This is a genomic window from Amycolatopsis sp. NPDC045836 (assembly GCF_056431745.1).
On record NZ_JBWKKF010000011.1, the window covers coordinates 14,915 to 31,904 of the forward strand.

Here is a 16,990-nt window from a genome sequence, read left to right on the forward strand (position 1 = left end):
CCGGGAGGACACCATGAACGCACCGGCCGACCAGGTCGTCGAGGCCCTGCGGGACTCGCTGAAGGAGATCGACCGCCTCCGCGCGCGCAACCAGCGGCTCGCCGACGCGGCGGGCGAGCCGATCGCCATCGTCGGGATGAGCTGCCGCTTCCCCGGCGGGGTGACCTCGCCGGAGGACCTGTGGCGCCTGGTCGACTCCGGCACCGACGCGGTCTCGGAGTTCCCCGCCGACCGCGGCTGGGATGAGCCGGGTGCCGGGGGTTTCCTGCCGGACGCCGGCGAGTTCGACGCGGACTTCTTCGGCATCAGCCCGCGTGAGGCGCTGGCCATGGACCCGCAGCAGCGGCAGCTGCTGGAAACCTCGTGGGAGGCGCTGGAACGCGCGGGCATCGAGCCGGGGGCGTTGCGCGGCACCCGGACCGGGGTGTTCGTCGGCACCCACGGCCAGGACTACCTCGGCCTGCTGACCAGCGCCGCGCAGAGCGACGGCTACCTGGCCACCAGCACCAGCGCGGCGGTGATGTCCGGGCGGCTGGCCTACACCTTCGGCTTCGAGGGCCCGGCGGTCACCGTGGACACCGCGTGCTCGTCGTCACTGGTGGCGCTGCACCTGGCGGTGCGGTCGCTGCGGTCCGGCGAGTGCTCGCTCGGCCTGGTCGGCGGCGTCTCGGTGATCTGCATGCCCGACGGGCTCGCCGCGTTCCGCCGCCAGGGCGGCATGGCCCCGGACCACCGCTGCAAGGCCTTCGCCTCCGCGGCCGACGGCACGGGTTTCGCCGAAGGGGTGGGCGTGCTGCTGGTGGAACGGCTCTCCGACGCCCGCCGCCACGGGCACCGCGTGCTCGCGGTGGTGCGGGGCTCGGCGGTCAACTCCGACGGCGCGTCGAACGGGCTGTCCGCGCCGAACGGCCGCGCGCAGGAGGCGGTCATCCGGCAGGCGCTGGCCGACGCCCGGCTGTCGGAGTCCGATGTGGACGCCGTGGAGGCGCACGGCACCGGGACCGCGCTGGGTGATCCGATCGAGGCGCACGCCCTGCTGGCCACCTACGGCCGCGGCCGCGACCGGCCGCTGCTGCTCGGTTCGCTGAAGTCGAACATCGGGCACGCGCAGGCCGCCGCCGGGGTGGCCGGGGTGATCAAGGTGGTGCAGGCGCTGCGGCACGGGGTGCTGCCGAAGACGCTGCACGTGGACGAGCCCTCGCGGCACATCGACTGGTCTTCCGGTGCGGTGGAGTTGCTGACCGAGGCGCGGCCGTGGCCGGAGACCGGGCGGCCGCGGCGGGCCGGGGTCTCGGGCTTCGGCATCAGCGGCACCAACGCCCACGTGCTCCTGGAACAGGCCCCGGACGAGCCCGCCTCCCCGCCCGCCGACGCTCCGGGCGTGGTGCCGTGGCTGCTCTCCGCCCGCAGCGCCGAGGCCCTGCGGGCACAGGCCGGCCGCCTGCTGTCCGAAGTGGACGATCTGGGGACCGCCGACGTGGCGTGGTCGCTGGCGTCGGCGCGAGCGCAGTTCGAGCACCGCGCGGTGGTCGTCGGTGACGACCGGGCGCGGCTGCGGGAGGGGCTGGCCGCACTGGCCGAGGGCCGTTCCGCCGCCGCGCTCGTGCAGGACCGGGTGCGGCCGGGTGCCCCGGCCTTCCTGTTCTCCGGGCAGGGCAGCCAGCGCGCCGGGATGGGCCGCCGGCTGCACGCGGAGTTCCCCGTCTTCGCCGCCGCTTTCGACGAAGCCCGCGAAGCACTGGACCGGCACCTCGACCGGCCGCTGGACAGCGTGCTCGACACCGAGCTGGTGCACCAGACCGCGTATACCCAGGCCGGGCTGTTCGCCTTCGAGGTCGCGCTGTACCGGCTGGCCGAGCACTGGGGCGTGCGCCCGGCGTTCCTGCTCGGGCATTCGATCGGCGAGCTGTCCGCCGCACACGCCGCCGGGGTGTTCTCCCTGGCCGACGCCGCGAAACTGGTGGCCGCGCGGGGGCGGCTGATGCAGGCGCTGCCCGGCGGCGGGGCCATGCTCTCGGTGCAGGCGAGCGAGGCCGAAGTGCTGCCGTCGCTGGGCGGTGGGCTGTCGATCGCGGCGGTGAACGGCCCGCGTGCGACGGTGGTCGCCGGCGCGGCGGACGCCGTGGCCGAGTTCGCCGGGCACTGGACCGCGCAGGGCCGGAAGGTCAAGCGGCTCAACGTCTCCCACGCCTTCCACTCGGCGCTGATGGAGCCCGTGCTCGACGACTTCCGCCGGGTGGCCGAGGCGGTCGAGCACCACGCGCCGCGCATCCCGGTGGTGTCCAACCTGACCGGCGAGCCGGTCGCGGAGTTCACCGCCGGGCACTGGGTGCGGCACGTCCGCGAGGCCGTCCGCTTCCACGACGGGGTGCGCTGGCTGCGTGCCAAGGGCGTGCGGCGGTTCCTCGAACTGGGCCCGGACGCCGTGCTCACCCCCATGGCGCAGGACTGCCTCGGCGACGACGGGGAACCGCTGGTGCTGGCCCCCGCGTGCCGCCGGGACCGGGACGAGCCGGCCACCCTGCTGGCCGCGGCCGGCCGGTTGCACGCCGCCGGTGTCCGGGTCGACTGGGCGGCGGTGCTCGACGGTTCCGGTGGCCGCGTCGTCGACCTGCCCACCTACGCCTTCCAGCGCAAGCGGTACTGGCCCGGCGCCCCGGTGCCGCGGCGGGAACCCGCCGCCGTGACGGCGGGCCCGAGGGTGGCGGGCCTGCCCGAAGCGCACCGCGGGGGCGCGCTGGCGGACCTGGTCCGGAGTTGCGCCGCCACCGTGCTCGGCCACGACTCGCCCGCGCAGATCGATCCGGAACGCCCGTTCGAGCAGCTCGGCTTCGACTCGATGACCGCGGTGGAGTTCCGCAACCTGCTGGCCGAGCAGGTGGGCGTCGCCCTGCCCGCGACGCTGGTCTTCGACCACCCGACCCCGGAGGCGCTCGCCAGGCACCTGCGGGCCCTGCTCACCGGCGAAGGCGACGACGACAGCGGCGTGGTGGCCGCCGCCACGAGCGACGAGCCGATCGCCATCATCGGCATGAGCTGCCGGTATCCGGGCGGGGTGGCCTCGCCGGAGGACCTGTGGCGGCTGGTGGTCACCGGTACCGACGCGATCACCGAGTTCCCGGCGGACCGCGGCTGGGACGTGGACGGCGCCTACGACCCGGACCCGGACCGGGTGGGCAAGAGCTACACCCGGCACGGCGGGTTCGTGCTCGACGCCGCCGAGTTCGACAGCGGTTTCTTCGGCATCGGCCCGCGTGAGGCGCTGGCGATGGACCCCCAGCAGCGGCTGCTGCTGGAGGTGTCCTGGGAGGCGGCCGAACGCGCCGGGCTGGACCCGGCGTCGTTGCGGGGCAGCCGGACCGGGGTGTTCGCCGGGGTGGTGTCCAACGACTACGCCAGCCGGTTGCGGGTGGTGCCCGAGGAACTGGCCGGCTACCTGGGCAACGGCAGTGCCGCGAGCGTGCTGTCCGGGCGCGTGGCCTACGCGCTCGGCCTCGAAGGCCCGGCGATGACCGTGGACACCGCCTGCTCCTCGTCCCTGGTCGCGCTGCACCTGGCCGCGCAGGCGCTGCGGGCCGGTGAATGCGAACTCGCGCTGGCCGGCGGGGTGACGATCATGTCCACCCCGTCCGCCTTCATCGAGTTCAGCCGCCAGCGCGGGCTGGCCGCCGACGGCCGCTGCAAGTCCTTCGCCGCCGCGGCCGACGGCACCAGCTGGGGTGAGGGCGTCGGCGTGCTGGTGGTGGAGCGGCTGTCCGACGCCGTGCGCCACGGCCACCAGGTGCTCGCCGTGCTCCGCGGTTCCGCGGTGAACTCCGACGGGGCGTCCAACGGGCTGTCGGCGCCGAACGGGCCGTCGCAGCAGCGCGTGATCCGCCAGGCACTGGCCAACGCCCGGCTGACCCCGGGCGAGGTGGACCTGGTTGAGGCCCACGGCACCGGAACCGTGCTCGGGGACCCGATCGAAGCGCAGGCCCTGCTGGCCACCTACGGCCAGGACCGCGAGCAGCCGGTCCACCTGGGCTCGCTCAAGTCGAACATCGGGCACACCCTCGGTGCCGCCGGGGTGGCCGGGGTGATCAAGGCGGTGCAGGCGCTGCGGCACGGCGTGCTGCCGAAAACCCTGCACGTGGACGAGCCCTCACCGCACATCGACTGGTCCTCGGGCGCGGTGGAACTGCTGACCGAGGCGCGGCCGTGGCCGGAGCTGGACCGCCCGCGCCGGGCCGGGGTGTCCTCCTTCGGCGTGAGCGGCACCAACGCCCACGTCGTGCTGGAGCAGGCACCCGAACCGGAGGTCACCGCCCGCGAGGCGGCCGAGGTGGTGCCGTGGCCGCTCTCGGCGAAGAACGCCGACGCCCTGCGGGCGCAGGCCGCGCGCCTGTTGTCCTATGTGGGCGAAAACCCGGAGGTGCCGGTCGCCGACATCGGGTGGTCGCTGGCCACGTCCCGGACGCACTTCCCGGTCCGGGCCACCCTGGCCGGTGCTCGGGCGGGCCTGCTCGCCGGGCTGGAGGCGATCGCCGATGGCCGGACCCCCGGGCGGACCGCGGTGACGGGCGAGCTCGCGTTCCTGTTCTCCGGGCAGGGTTCGCAGCGGACGCGGATGGGGGCCGAGCTGTACCGGGCGTTCCGGGTGTTCGCCGCCTCGTTCGACGCCACCACCGCGTTGCTCGACGCCGAACTCGACGGCCACGCCGCCCACCCGATCGCGGACGTCGTGTTCGGCCGGGCCGGTGACCACGGCCTGCTCGACCAGACCGGGTACACCCAGGCCGGCCTGTTCGCCCTGGAAGTGGCCCTGTTCCGGCTGCTGGAGAGCTGGGGCCTGCGACCCGCCTACCTGCTGGGCCATTCGATCGGCGAGCTGTCCGCCGCGCACGCCGCCGGGGTGCTGACCCTGGCCGACGCCGCGAAACTGGTGGCCGCGCGGGGCCGCCTGATGCAGGCGCTGCCCGCCGGTGGGGCGATGGTGTCGGTCCGGGCTCCGGAGGAGACCGTGCTCCCCCTGCTGGGGGAGCGGGTCGCCGTCGCCGCGGTCAACGGCCCGGCCGCGACGGTGCTCTCCGGTGACGAGAACGCCGTGCTCGCCGTGGCTTCCACGTTGCGCGCCGAAGGGCACAAGGTGAAGCGGCTGACCGTGTCCCACGCCTTCCACTCACCGCGGATGGCGGACATGGTGGCGGAGTTCCGGCGCGTCGCGGAGTCGGTGTCACACGCCGAACCGGCGATCCCGGTGGTCGCCAACCGCACCGGCGCTCCCGTGGCCTTCGACGCGGAGCACTGGGTGCGGCACGTGCTGGACGGTGTCCGCTTCGAGCAGGGCGTGCGCTGGCTGACCGAGCACGGCACCACCCGCTTCGTCGAACTGGGGCCGGACGGCGTGCTCAGCGCGATGGCCCAGGAGTGCGGTGCCGAGGCGGCGTTCCCGGTCTGCCGCCGCGGGCGGCCGGAGGTGGAAACCCTGTTCGGCGCGCTGGCCCGGCTCCACGACGGCGGGGTGGATCCGGACTGGACCGCGGTGTTCGCCGACGCCGGGGCGCGGCGGGCCGACCTGCCCACCTACGCCTTCCAGCGGCAGCGGTACTGGCTGGAGGACACCGCGCCGGTGCCGGAGCGCACCTCGGGGCACCCGCTGCTCGGCGGCGTGGTGGTGCTCGCCGAGGACGACGGTGTCGTGCTGACCGGCGACCTCGGCACCCGCACGCAGCCGTGGCACGCCGGATCGGTGGTGGCGGAACTGGCCCTGCGGGCGGGGGAGGAACTGGGGCTCGACCGGATCGAATCGCTGGAGGTGACCCGGCCGCTGCTGCCCGCCGAGGACCGGTTGGCGGTCCAGGTGCGGGTGGGCGCGGAAGACGGCGGACGGCGGCCGGTGAGCGTGCACGCCCGCCGGACCGGTGAGGCCGGTGAGGCCGGTGAGGCACCGTGGATCCGGCATGCGACCGGCATGCTCACGAACCTCCCGGCTTCCGCTGCCGAGCTGGGCGAATGGCCGCCACCGGAGGCCGAGGAGCACGAAGTCGACGGCGCCGAGCGTGCCTGGGTGCGAGACGGTGAGGTCTTCACCGAGTTCCGGCTGCCGGAGGACTGCTCAGCCGAGGGCTTCGGCATTCACCCGGCCCTGCTGGACGCCGTGTTGCTCGCGGTGGACGAGGAGAAGGTTCCCGTTGCCTGGCACGGGATCACGCTGCACGCCACTGGGGCACGGGCGCTGCTGGCCCGGGTGCGCCGGCTGGCGGACGACTCGGTTTCCCTGGTGCTGGCCGATGAAACGGGCGCCACCGTGCTGACCGCCGACGCCGTCACGCTCGGCGAACGGCCGGAGGACCGGCGGGCGGCGGCTGCTCAGCTTCGTCTGGAGTGGACGGTCCGCGAGTTCGGCGGACCCGCCCCGGAACGGTTCGCGGTGGTCGGGTACGACGAGCTGAAGATCGGGGTGGGCCTGGAGTCGGCGGGTGCGGCGGTGACCACCTGCGCCGATCTCGCCGACCTCACCGCCCTGGCCGACCCGGTGCCCGAGGTGGTCGTGCTGCCGTGCGGCCCGTGGCCCGGCGATCCGCGCGCGGCGATCCGCACCGCGACCGCTTCGGTGCTGGACTCGCTCCGCGAATGGGCTGGTGCCGAACGGTTCGCGGGAACCCGCCTGGTGCTGGTGACCCGCGACGCGGACACCGATCCGGTGGGCGCCGCCGTCGGCGGGCTGGTCCGGTCGGCGCAGTTGGAGCACCCGGGCCGGTTCGCGCTGGTCGACGTGGACGACGTGGACGACCCGGCGGTACCGGCGGCGCTGCGGCTGGCCTGCGCCGGTGCCGAGCCGCAGGCCGCCGTCCGGGGCGGGGAGGTGCGGGTCCCGCGCCTGACCCGCGCCGAGGGGACTCAGCCCGTCACCGGGAGCTTCGATCCGGACGGCACCGTGGTGGTCACCGGCGCGACCGGCGGCCTCGGCAGGCAGCTGACCCGGCACCTGGTGGCCGAGCACGGGGTCCGCCACCTGCTCCTGCTTTCCCGGACCGGGGGGAGCGCCGGCGAACTGCCCGCCGAAGTCACGTCCGCGGCGTGCGATGTGGCGGACCGCGACGCGCTCGCCCGGGTGCTGGCCACCGTTCCCGCCGATCGCCCGATCCGCGGGGTGGTGCACCTGGCCGGTGTCGTCGACGACGGACTGCTCGACTCGCTGACCCCGGAGAAGTTCGACCGCGTGCTCCGCGCCAAGGCCGATGGCGCGCTCAACCTGCACGAGCTGACCCGGGACCACGACCTGACCGCGTTCGTGTTGTTCTCCTCGGCCGGCGCCACGGTGGGCAGCCCGGGGCAGGGCAACTACGCCGCGGCGAACGCGGTGGTCGAAGCGCTGGCGCGGCACCGCCGGGCCCTCGGCCTGCCCGCGACCGCACCGGCCTGGGCACCCTGGCTCGCGGCCGAGGGCATCACCGGCAGGCTGGCGGGCAAGGACCGGGCCCGGATCACCCGCGGCGGTGCCGTGCCCTGGCCGACCGAGGACGCACTGGCCGCCTTCGACCTGGCGTGCGGTGGGGACGACCCGGTGCCGGTGCTGATGCGCGTGGACCGGACCGTGCTCGCCGAGCAGGCCAGGGCGGGCACCCTGCCCCCGGTGCTGTCCGGGCTGGTGCGGACCCGCCGGGCGGCCCGCACCGCGGCGGCGGAGTCCAGCCGGTCCGGCCTGGCCGACCTCGCCGGGCTGTCCGATGTGGACCGTGAAGCCGCGCTGCTGGACCTGGTGCGCACCCACGCGGCCACCGCGCTCGGGCACCCCGCGGCGGAGGCGGTGGAACCGGCAACGGCGTTCCTGGAGCAGGGCTTCGACTCGCTGAGCGCGATGGAACTGCGCAACCACCTGACCACCGCGACCGGCCTGAGCCTGCCCGCCACCCTGGTCTTCGACTTCCCCAGCCCGGCGGCGCTGGCCGCGCACCTGGCCGAGCAGGTGGCCACCGCGGGCCCGGACGCGCCGCCGCTGCCCGCCGCGTCGCTGGATTCCGACGCGGCCGGGCCACTGGCCGCCCTCTACTGGCAGGCGTGCGAACTGGGCAAGATCGAGGAGTCGGTCAAGCTGCTGGAAGCGGCTTCCCGGCTGCGCCCGGCCTTCGGGGTGGACGACCTCGACGAGGCACCGCCCACGGTCCGGCTCGCCAAGGGCGGCGAGGGGCCGCTGCTGATCTGCTTCCCGTCCTTCGCGCCGGTCGCCGGGCCGCACGAGTTCGCCCGGTTCGCCGCGAGCTTCACCACCGGACGCGAGGTCTGGGCCATTCCGCAGCCGGGGTTCATGAAGGGGCAGCGGTTGCCGGACACCATCGAGGCGCTCGCCCTGATGCACGCCGAAGCCGTGCGGCAGCGCGCCGGCGACCGCGAGTTCGTCCTGATCGGACGGTCGGCCAGCGGCTGGCTCGCCCAGGAGATCGCCCACCAGCTGGAACTGCGGGACGGCCCGCGCGCGGCGGCGGTGGTGCTGGTGGACAGCTCGTCCCCGGAGCACATGGCCAAAACCGGGGTGGCCAACGCGATGGGCGGGGCGATGGCGGACCGGGAGAGCGGGTTCGACCTGCTCAGCGACATCCGGCTGGCGGCGATGGGCGGTTACTCGCGCATCTTCGACGGCTGGCGGCCGAAGCCGATCGACACGCCCACCGTGCTGCTCAGCGCGCTGGACCCGTTCTCCCCGGACCTGCTGGACGCGGAGAACCCGCACCACACCGACTGGCGCTCCTTCTGGGAGCTGCCGCACCACGCCGTGGACGTTCCCGGCGATCACTTCACGATTCTGGAGAAGCACGCCGAAACCACGGCGCTCGCGGTCGAAACCTGGCTCAGCGAGTCCGGCCGGACGGCACGAGCGGGAGGTTCGGGTACATGAGGATCGTCATCATCGGCGCCGGGTTCGGCGGGATGGCCGCCGCGATCTGGCTGGCCGAGGCGGGCCACGAGGTCGAGCTGTACGAGCAGGCCCCGGCGGTGCGCACCAGCGGCAACGGGGTGCTGCTGCTGCCCAACGGCACCGGCCTGCTGCGGGAACTGGGCGTCGAACTGGCCGGGCTGGGTGCCCGGATGGACTCGGTGGACGGCCTCTTCCGCGACGGGTCGCTGGCGCTGCGGGTGAAGTTGTCCAAGATCGCCGAACGGCACGGCGCCCCGGTGCTGGTCGGCTCCCGCGGGCGCGTGGCCGAACGGCTGGCCGCCCGCCTGCCCGAAGGCGTGCTGCGGCTGGACACGCGGTGCACGGGCCTCGAGCAGACCGGCGACGGCCCGGTCGCGGTGTCCTTCGCCGACGGCACCGAAACCAAGGCGGATCTGGTGATCGGCGCCGACGGGCAGCGCTCGGTGGTGCGCACCACGCTGTTCGGCGAGGACCCCGCGGTCTACCTCGGCGACGCCACCTGGCACGGCATCACGCGCCTGCCCGGTGCCTTCGCCGACGGCCACGCCGTGCACAGCGTGTTCGGTGACGAGGGCATCTGCGTGATGCACCCGGTCGGCGACGGCGAGGTCTACTGGGCCTTCGAACTGCCGTTCTCCGACGGCGACGTGCTGCCGCCCGGCGCACCCGGTGACACCGCTTCGCTGAAGGGACCGGGTTCGGCGGTGGCCAACCTGCGGGCGCGCTTCGGCCACTGGACCGCGCCGGGCCTGCGGGAACTGCTCGCGGCGATGCGGGACGAGGACGTCAGCGTCTTCCCGCACATCATCCACCGCGAACTGCCGCAGTGGGGCAGGGGGCCGATCACGCTCGTCGGGGACGCCGCGCACGTGGTGCCGCCCCGGGTCGGCATGGGGCTGAGCCAGGCGCTGGAGGACGCGTGGGTGCTCAGCCGGGCGCTGGCCGCCCCCGGTGACCCGGCCGGACTGGCCCGTGCCTACGAACGCGCCCGCATCCGGCGGGTGCGGGGCATGCAGAAGGCGGCCAGGGCGCTGGGCCGCAAGACGGTGCCGATGCCGCCGTGGCTGCTGCGCCGCGTGGGCAAGCTGCTGCCGGTGACCAAGTTCAACGAGGCGCAGGTCCGGAACTCGAGCAACTACCTCAACCACGACCTGGCCACGGTCGGCGCTTAGGAGGCGGCCTTGATGCACGCGGCGGTACTGCACGAATTCGGGGGCGTGCCCCGGTTCGGCGAATTCGAAGAACCCCGGCCCGCCGAGGGTGAGGTCCTGGTCCGGGTGACCGCGGCCGCGCTGACCCCGCTGTCGAGGTGGGTCACCTCGGACCGGGATTTCAGCCGTGGCCGCGAAGTGCCGTTCGTCTGCGGCACCGAGGGCATCGGCAGGCTGGAGGACGGCTCCCGGATCTCGTTCGGGGTGACCCGCACGCCGTTCGGCACGATGGCCGAGTACGCCGTCGCGCCGGAACGGCTGTGCACCCCGATCCCGGACGAGGTCGACGACGTCACCGCGGCCGCGATGATGAACCCGGGCCTGTCCGCGTGGAGCGCCCTGTCGTGGGGCGCGAAACTGCAGCCGGGTGAAACCGTGCTGGTGCTCGGCGGCACCGGGGTGGCAGGCAAAACCGCCATCCAGGCCGCGAAACTGCTCGGCGCCGGGCGGGTGGTGGCCGCGGGCCGGAACGAGCGGGTGCTGGCCACCCTCGGCGAGTACGGTGCCGACCTGACCATCCCGCTGGAACAGTCCGATGCGGAGCTCACCGAGGCATTTCGCGCGGCGGCCGGGGAAGCCGGGTACGACGTGGTGCTGGACTACCTGTGGGGCCGGCCCGCCCAGGTGCTGCTGGACGCGCTGCCCCGGCGGTTCATGGTCGCCTCGGAGATCCGCTACCTCCAGCTCGGCAGCAGCGCCGGGACCGAACTCACCCTGCGGGCCGGTGCCCTGCGCCGCACCGGGGTGACGCTGGGCGCCGGTCCGCCCCCGCCGATCGAGTTCCTGCGCGACCTGCACCCGACCGTGCTCGGCCACGCCGCGACCGGCGCCGTGCGCGTGGACGCCGAACCCGTGCCGCTGGCCGAGATCGGCGAGGTGTGGCGGCGCGAACCGCACGGCCGCCGCTTCGTCGTCATCCCCTGACCACCCGAGAGAGAGAAGGTAGCCATGGACGCTCTTGCCGAAGCCGCCCTGCGCGGCGCCACCCCCGGGGAGCTGGCGGGCACCCCGGTGCCGGCCACCTACCTGGCCGCGCACACGCGCGTCGAAGACATCGACATGTTCCGCGGTGTCGAGGACAAGGACGTGCGGAAGTCGCTGCGGGTGGCCGAAGTGCCGATGCCCGAACTGGCACCGGACGAGGTGCTCGTCGCGGTGATGGCCAGTTCGATCAACTACAACACCGTGTGGTCGGGCACCTTCGAACCGGTGCCGACCTTCAGCTTCCTCAAGCAGTACGGCAAGCGCGGGCACTGGGAGGCCCGGCACGACCAGCCGTTCCACGTGCTCGGCTCGGACGCGGCCGGGGTGATCGTGCGCACCGGGGTCGGCGTGCGGCGCTGGCGCGTGGGTGACCACGTGCTGGCCAGCCCGATCCAGGTGGACGACCAGGAAGCGGTCACGCACGCCGACGGCATGCTCGGCGAGGGGCAGAAGGCCTGGGGTTACGAGACGAACTACGGCGGGCTGGCGCACTACGCGGTGGTGCGCGCCAGCCAGCTGATCCCCAAGCCCGCGCACCTGAGCTGGGAGGAGGCCGCCAGCACCCCGGCCTGCGCGGGCACCGCGTACCGGATGCTGGTCAGCGACCGGGGTGCCCGGATGAAGCAGGGCGACGTGGTGCTGATCTGGGGTGCCGCCGGCGGCCTCGGGGTCTACGCCACCCAGCTGGTCAAGCAGGGCGGCGGCATCCCGGTCGGGGTGGTCGGTTCCGAGGAGAAGGCCGAGCGGCTGCGTGCGCTGGGCTGCGACGTGGTGATCAACCGGTCGGAGATCGGCATCGGCGACGACCTCGACCCGGACGGCGTGATCGAGGCGGGCAAGCGGCTCGGCAAGATCATCCGCCGGGAGACCGGCGAGGACCCGCACATCGTGTTCGAGTACGTCGGCCGCGCCACCTTCGGCATCTCCATGTTCGTCGTGCGCCGCGGCGGGGTGGTGGTGACCTGCGGGTCGAGCACCGGTTACCGCCACGAGTACGACAACCGGTACCTGTGGATGAAGCTCAAGCGGCTGATCGGCAGCCACGCGGCGAACCTGCAGGAGCAGTGGGAGTGCAACCGGCTGGTCGACCTCGGCCGGATCGTGCCGGTGCTGTCCGGGGTGTACCCGCTCGGCGAGATCGGCGAGGCCGCCCGGCTGGTCCAGGCCAACGAGCACGTCGGCAAGATCGGGGTGCTCTGCGTGGCCCCCGAACGGGGGCTCGGCGTGACCGACGCGGAAAAGCGCGCCCGGATCGGTGAAGACCGGCTGAACCCGCTGGGTGGTGGCTGAGCCATGGCGGGTGCTGGCACCGGGATCCTGGCCACCGGCTCCTACCTGCCCCGGGGTGAGCTCACCAACGAGGAGCTCGCCCCGCGGTTCGGGGTGACGCCGGAGTGGATCGAACGCAAGACGATGATCAGGTCGCGGCGGTACGCGGCGCCTTCGGAGGCGACCTCGGACCTGGCCGTGGCGGCGGCGGCCGCCGCGCTGGAGCGCATCGGCCTGCCCGCCGAATGGCTGGACTACGTGATCGTGGCGACCTCGACCGGGGACGCCCCGCTGCCGCCGACCTCGTGCCTGGTGCAGCGGGCACTGGGGGCGAACCACGCGGCGTGCTTCGACCTCAACATCGCGTGCAGCGGGTTCGTCTACGCGCTCACCGTGGCCCGCGGGCTGCTGGCGAGCCGCCCGGGGGCGTACGCGCTGGTGGTGGCGGCCGACCTGTGGTCGCGCTTCATCGACCCGGACGACCGGAGCACCACGGTGCTGCTGGCCGACGGGGCCGGTGCGGCCGTGCTGGGCCCGGTGCCCGAGCCCTACGGCATTCTCGAGTCCGGCCTGGCCGGTCACGGGGAGCAGGCCGACCTGCTGGTGGTCGAGGCCGGGGGCAGCAGGCGCCCGGCCACGCACCGGACGGTCGACGAGGTCGGGCACGTGCTGCGGATGCGGGGCCGGGAGGTGACCGAGTTCGCCCTCGGCACCGTGCCGCAGGCGGTGAAGGAACTGCTGTCGCGGGCGGGTGTCCGCGCCGGGGAGATCGACCACTTCGTGCCGCACCAGGCCAACGGCGTGCTGCTGGACCGGCTCGGCGAGCAGCTCGGCCTGGAGAACGCGCGCACGCACCGGACCATCGAGCGCTACGGCAACTCCGGTGCCGCCTCGATGGCCGTCACGCTCGACCACGCCGCGCGGGCGGGCGAACTGCGCGACGGCGATCTGGTGCTGCTGACCGGGTTCGGCGGCGGAATGGCGGTGGGCAGCAGCCTGCTGCGGTGGACGGCGGAGGTGACCGCGTGAGCGACATCAACAGGGTGGGCATCGTCGGCTGCGGGCTGATGGGCTCGGGGCTGGCCGAGGTGTGTGCCCGGCCGGGCATGGACGTGCTGGTCGCGGTCAGCTCGCCCGCCTCGGCCGAGGCGGGCCTCGGGCGGGTGGAGGCGTCGCTGGACCGCGCCGTGCGCAAGGGCCGGACCAGCCAGGAGGAGCGGGCCGCGGTCCTGGACCGCATCCGCTTCACCACCGACTTGGCCGAGTTCGCCGACCGCGAGCTGGTGATCGAGGCGGTGACCGAGGACGAGACGGTCAAACTGGCGGTGTTCGGCGAGCTCGACGCGATCGTGACCGATCCGGAGGCGATCTTCGCCACCAACACCTCCTCGTTGTCGGTGATGAAGGTGGCCGGCGCGACCACCCGGCCGGAGTACGTGCTCGGCACGCACTTCTTCAACCCGGTCCCGGCGATGCCGCTGGTCGAGCTGACCGGGTCGCTGCTGACCGCGGAGAGCACCTTCGACCGGGTCGAGGCGTTCGCGGTGAAGCTGCTGGACAAGGAGGTCATCCGCGCCCCCGACCGCGCCGGGTTCGTGGTCAACGCGCTGCTGGTGCCCTACCTGCTGGCCGCGATGCGCATGGTGGAGGCCGGGTACGCCTCCGCTGAGGACGTGGACAAGGGCATGACGCTGGGCTGCGCCCACCCGATGGGCCCGCTGCGGCTGGCCGACCTGATCGGCCTCGACACGCTCGCCGCGGTCGCGGCCGGGCTCTACGACGAGTACAAGGAACCGCTCTACGCCGTGCCGCCCCTGCTCGCCCGCATGGTCGACGGCGGGCTGCTCGGCAAGAAGTCCGGCCGCGGTTTCCACTCCTACCAAGGGTGAGCACGAGGATGCAGAGCACCGGAACCATCGAGCGCCGGGTGGCGCGGGCGCAGCGGCCCGGCGGGCCCGAGGTGATCGAGATCGCCGTGGAGGAACTACCGGAACCCCGGCCGGGTGAGGCACTGGTCCGGGTGGCGGCGGCCGGGCTCAACCACGCCGACAGCCTGATCCGGTCCGGCGGGTACGTGGTGACCATGCCGTTCCCGCTGGCCGTCGGGGTGGAAGCCGCGGGCACCGTGGTGGCCGTTGGTGAAGGCACGCCGGTCACCCCGGGAACCCGCGTCTGCGGCACCGGCTGGCTCGGGTCCTGCGCCGATCACGTCGTGGTGCCGGTCGAGCGGCTGGTGCCCATCCCGGACGGACTGGGCTTCGAGGCAGCGGCTTCGGTGGCGCACGCCGGAGCCGCGGCCGGTGCGCTGACCAGGGTGTGGCCCCTGGCCGGGCGCCGGGCCGCGGTCTGGGGCGCGGCGGGCGCGGTGGGGCGGCTGCTGGTCGCCTGGCTCAGCGGTGAAGGCACCGAGGTGATCGGCATCGCCGGTGGCCAGCGGGTGGCGGTGCCGCGGCGCCTGGGCGCGGCACACGTGGTCGACCGCGCCGCCGGGGACGTCGCCGGGCAGGTGCGCGAGGCCGGCGGCGGGCACGGGGTGGACGCGGTGTTCGACCCGGTCGCCGGGGAGACCTTCCGCACCAGCCTCGCCATGCTGGCGCCCCGCGGCTGCCTGATCAACTACGGGCAGCTCAGCGGGCCGGTCACCGGCGCCGAGTTCGGCGAGTTGTTCACCTCGGGCGGCGTCTTCGTCACCAAGTTCCACGCCGGTTCCTATGTGGACGGTTACGCCGACGTGGCCGGGCTGATCGGGGCGGCACTGGAACTGGCCGTGCGGCAGCCGGAGGTGGTCAGCCCGGTGGCGGCCCGGTTCCCGCTGGCCGAAGCCGCCGCCGCCTACCGCGCCCTGGAATCCGGGGCGGCGGGCAAGGTGCTGATCGTGCCGGAGGAGCGCTGATGGCCGCGCGCTGGTACACCGCCAGCACGGCCTTCCTGGAGGAACTGGCCGCGTGCGGGGTCCGCTACCTGTTCGCGAACCTGGGCAGCGACCACCCGGGACTGATCGAGGCGTACGCGCGGGCACGGGCGGAAGGACGGGCGGACGAGCTGCCCGAACTCGTCATCTGCCCGCACGAGAGCGTCGCGTTGTCGGCGGCGCAGGGGTACGCGCAGGTTTCCGGCCGTGCGCAGGCCGTGGTGGTGCACGTCGACTGCGGCACGCAGAACCTCGGCGGCACCCTGCACAACGCCTCCCGGGCCCGGGTCCCGGTGCTCATCTTCGCCGGGGCGTCGCCGAGCACGCAGCACGGGGAACTGCCCGGTGGCCGCAACGAGTTCATCCACTGGCTGCAGGACGTGCCGGACCAGCGCGGCATCGTGCGCGGGTACACCAAGCACGACAACGAAATCCGCACCGGGCACAACATCCGCCGGCTGGTGCGCCGGGCGCTGCAGCTCGCCGCCACCGAACCGGCGGGCCCGGTGTACCTCGTCGGTGCCAGGGAGGTGATGGAGCAACCGCTCGAACCCCCGGCGGGGCGGCCGGTGCCCGGGGTGCCCGCCGATCCGGCGGCACTGGCCCCGGAAACCGTGCGGTGGATCGCCGGGGCGCTGGCCGGCGCCCGGCGGCCCCTGGTGGTCACCTCCTACCTGGGCCGCGACCCGCTGGCCGTGCCGGAACTCGTGCGGTTGTGCGAAGCGCTGGCCATCCCGGTGCTGGAATCGGTGCCCGGCGCGGTGAACTTCCCGCCGGACCACCCGTTGCACGCGGGTTTCCAGTGGAACACCACCGGGCGGAACCCGGTGCTCGCCGACGCGGACGTGGTGCTCGTGCTGGGCAGTGACGTGCCGTGGGTGCCGTCGGTGAACCCGCCCGCCGAGGACGCCCGGATCTTCGTGGTGGACCCCGATCCGCTGAAGGACCGGATACCGCTGTGGGACGTTCCCGCGGAACGGTTCGCCAGGGCCGATCTGCGGATCGCCACGGCCCAGCTCGCCGAGCAGGTGGCCGCCGGGAACATCGACACCGCCGCGGTGGCCGCACGGCGTGCGTCGGCGGCCGCCGAGCACGACCGGCAGGCGGCGGACCGCGACCGCCGGGCCCGGCCACCCGCGGACGCGATCACGCCCGAATACCTGGTTTCGTGCGTCCGCGAGGCCATCGACGAGCACACCATCGTGCTCTCCGAAGCGATCACGAACTTCGCCGTGGTCAGCGAGTTCCTGCGCCGGTCGGTGCCCGGCACGCTGTTCACCTCCGGCGGCAGCTCGCTGGGCTGGCACGCGGGCGCGGCCATCGGGGCCAAGCTCGCGGCACCGGAGCGGACCGTGGTTTCGCTGGTGGGCGACGGGACCTACCTGTTCGGTGTGCCCGCTTCGGCGCACTGGACCGCCAGCCGCTACGGCACCCCGGCCCTGACCGTCATCTTCGACAACCAGGGCTGGAAGGCGCCCAAGGCGTCCACGCTCGCCGTGCACCCGGACGGGGCCGCCGCCACGCACGGCGACTTCGGCGTCGGGTTCCCGCCGGGGGCCGACCTGCCCGGCGTCGCCGCGGCGGCGGGAGGTGCCTGGGCCCGCACAGTCGCCGACCCCGCCGAGCTGCCCGCTACCGTCAAGGAGGCGGTCGAAGTGGTGCGCGGCGGGCGTTCCGCGGTGCTCGCCGTCCGCCTGCCCGCCCTCTGACCACACCGCC

General features: G+C 74.1%; 7 protein-coding genes and 1 pseudogene. All 8 read left to right on the plus strand.

Features of this window, described 5'->3' with window-relative positions; translation table 11 throughout:
* Window positions 1-31 precede the first annotated feature (31 nt).
* Window positions 32-8,875 (plus strand): annotated as a pseudogene (locus AC07EG_RS21755) (SDR family NAD(P)-dependent oxidoreductase); the annotation flags it as partial.
* Window positions 8,872-10,068 (plus strand): FAD-dependent oxidoreductase, encoded by a 1,197-nt coding sequence (locus AC07EG_RS21760; protein WP_478254964.1) that lies wholly within the window; start codon window positions 8,872-8,874, stop codon window positions 10,066-10,068. The pseudogene AC07EG_RS21755 and the gene AC07EG_RS21760, both read left to right, overlap by 4 nt.
* A gap of 12 nt (window positions 10,069-10,080) precedes the next feature.
* Window positions 10,081-11,031 (plus strand): quinone oxidoreductase family protein, encoded by a 951-nt coding sequence (locus AC07EG_RS21765; RefSeq protein WP_478254965.1) that lies wholly within the window; start codon window positions 10,081-10,083, stop codon window positions 11,029-11,031.
* Window positions 11,032-11,055: 24 nt separating this feature from the next.
* A complete protein-coding gene (gene ccrA, locus AC07EG_RS21770) occupies window positions 11,056-12,381 on the plus strand; it encodes a crotonyl-CoA carboxylase/reductase (RefSeq protein WP_478254966.1) in 1,326 nt (441 codons plus the stop codon).
* A gap of 3 nt (window positions 12,382-12,384) precedes the next feature.
* Complete coding sequence (locus AC07EG_RS21775) at window positions 12,385-13,389, plus strand: 3-oxoacyl-ACP synthase III family protein (protein ID WP_478254967.1); 1,005 nt, start codon at window positions 12,385-12,387, stop codon at window positions 13,387-13,389.
* The gene (locus AC07EG_RS21780) at window positions 13,386-14,249 is read left to right on the plus strand and encodes a 3-hydroxybutyryl-CoA dehydrogenase (RefSeq protein WP_478254968.1); all 864 of its coding nucleotides are present in this window, start codon (window positions 13,386-13,388) and stop codon (window positions 14,247-14,249) included. The genes AC07EG_RS21775 and AC07EG_RS21780 overlap by 4 nt, the downstream gene beginning before the upstream one ends.
* An 8-nt stretch (window positions 14,250-14,257) precedes the next feature.
* A complete protein-coding gene (locus tag AC07EG_RS21785; protein ID WP_478254969.1) occupies window positions 14,258-15,253 on the plus strand; it encodes an alcohol dehydrogenase catalytic domain-containing protein in 996 nt (331 codons plus the stop codon).
* Window positions 15,253-16,980 (plus strand): thiamine pyrophosphate-requiring protein, encoded by a 1,728-nt coding sequence (locus tag AC07EG_RS21790; RefSeq protein ID WP_478254970.1) that lies wholly within the window; start codon window positions 15,253-15,255, stop codon window positions 16,978-16,980. The genes AC07EG_RS21785 and AC07EG_RS21790 overlap by 1 nt, the downstream gene beginning before the upstream one ends.
* Window positions 16,981-16,990: the final 10 nt, after the last annotated feature.

Excerpts from the sequence above, each read along its gene's own strand:
- AC07EG_RS21760 (WP_478254964.1), top strand. The coding sequence starts at position 8,872 with ATGAGGATCGTCATCATCGGCGCCGGGTTCGGCGGGATGGCCGCCGCG.
- AC07EG_RS21765 (WP_478254965.1), top strand. The coding sequence starts at position 10,081 with ATGCACGCGGCGGTACTGCACGAATTCGGGGGCGTGCCCCGGTTCGGC.
- ccrA (WP_478254966.1), top strand. The coding sequence starts at position 11,056 with ATGGACGCTCTTGCCGAAGCCGCCCTGCGCGGCGCCACCCCCGGGGAG.
- AC07EG_RS21775 (WP_478254967.1), top strand. The coding sequence starts at position 12,385 with ATGGCGGGTGCTGGCACCGGGATCCTGGCCACCGGCTCCTACCTGCCC.
- AC07EG_RS21785 (WP_478254969.1), top strand. The coding sequence starts at position 14,258 with ATGCAGAGCACCGGAACCATCGAGCGCCGGGTGGCGCGGGCGCAGCGG.
- AC07EG_RS21790 (WP_478254970.1), top strand. The coding sequence starts at position 15,253 with ATGGCCGCGCGCTGGTACACCGCCAGCACGGCCTTCCTGGAGGAACTG.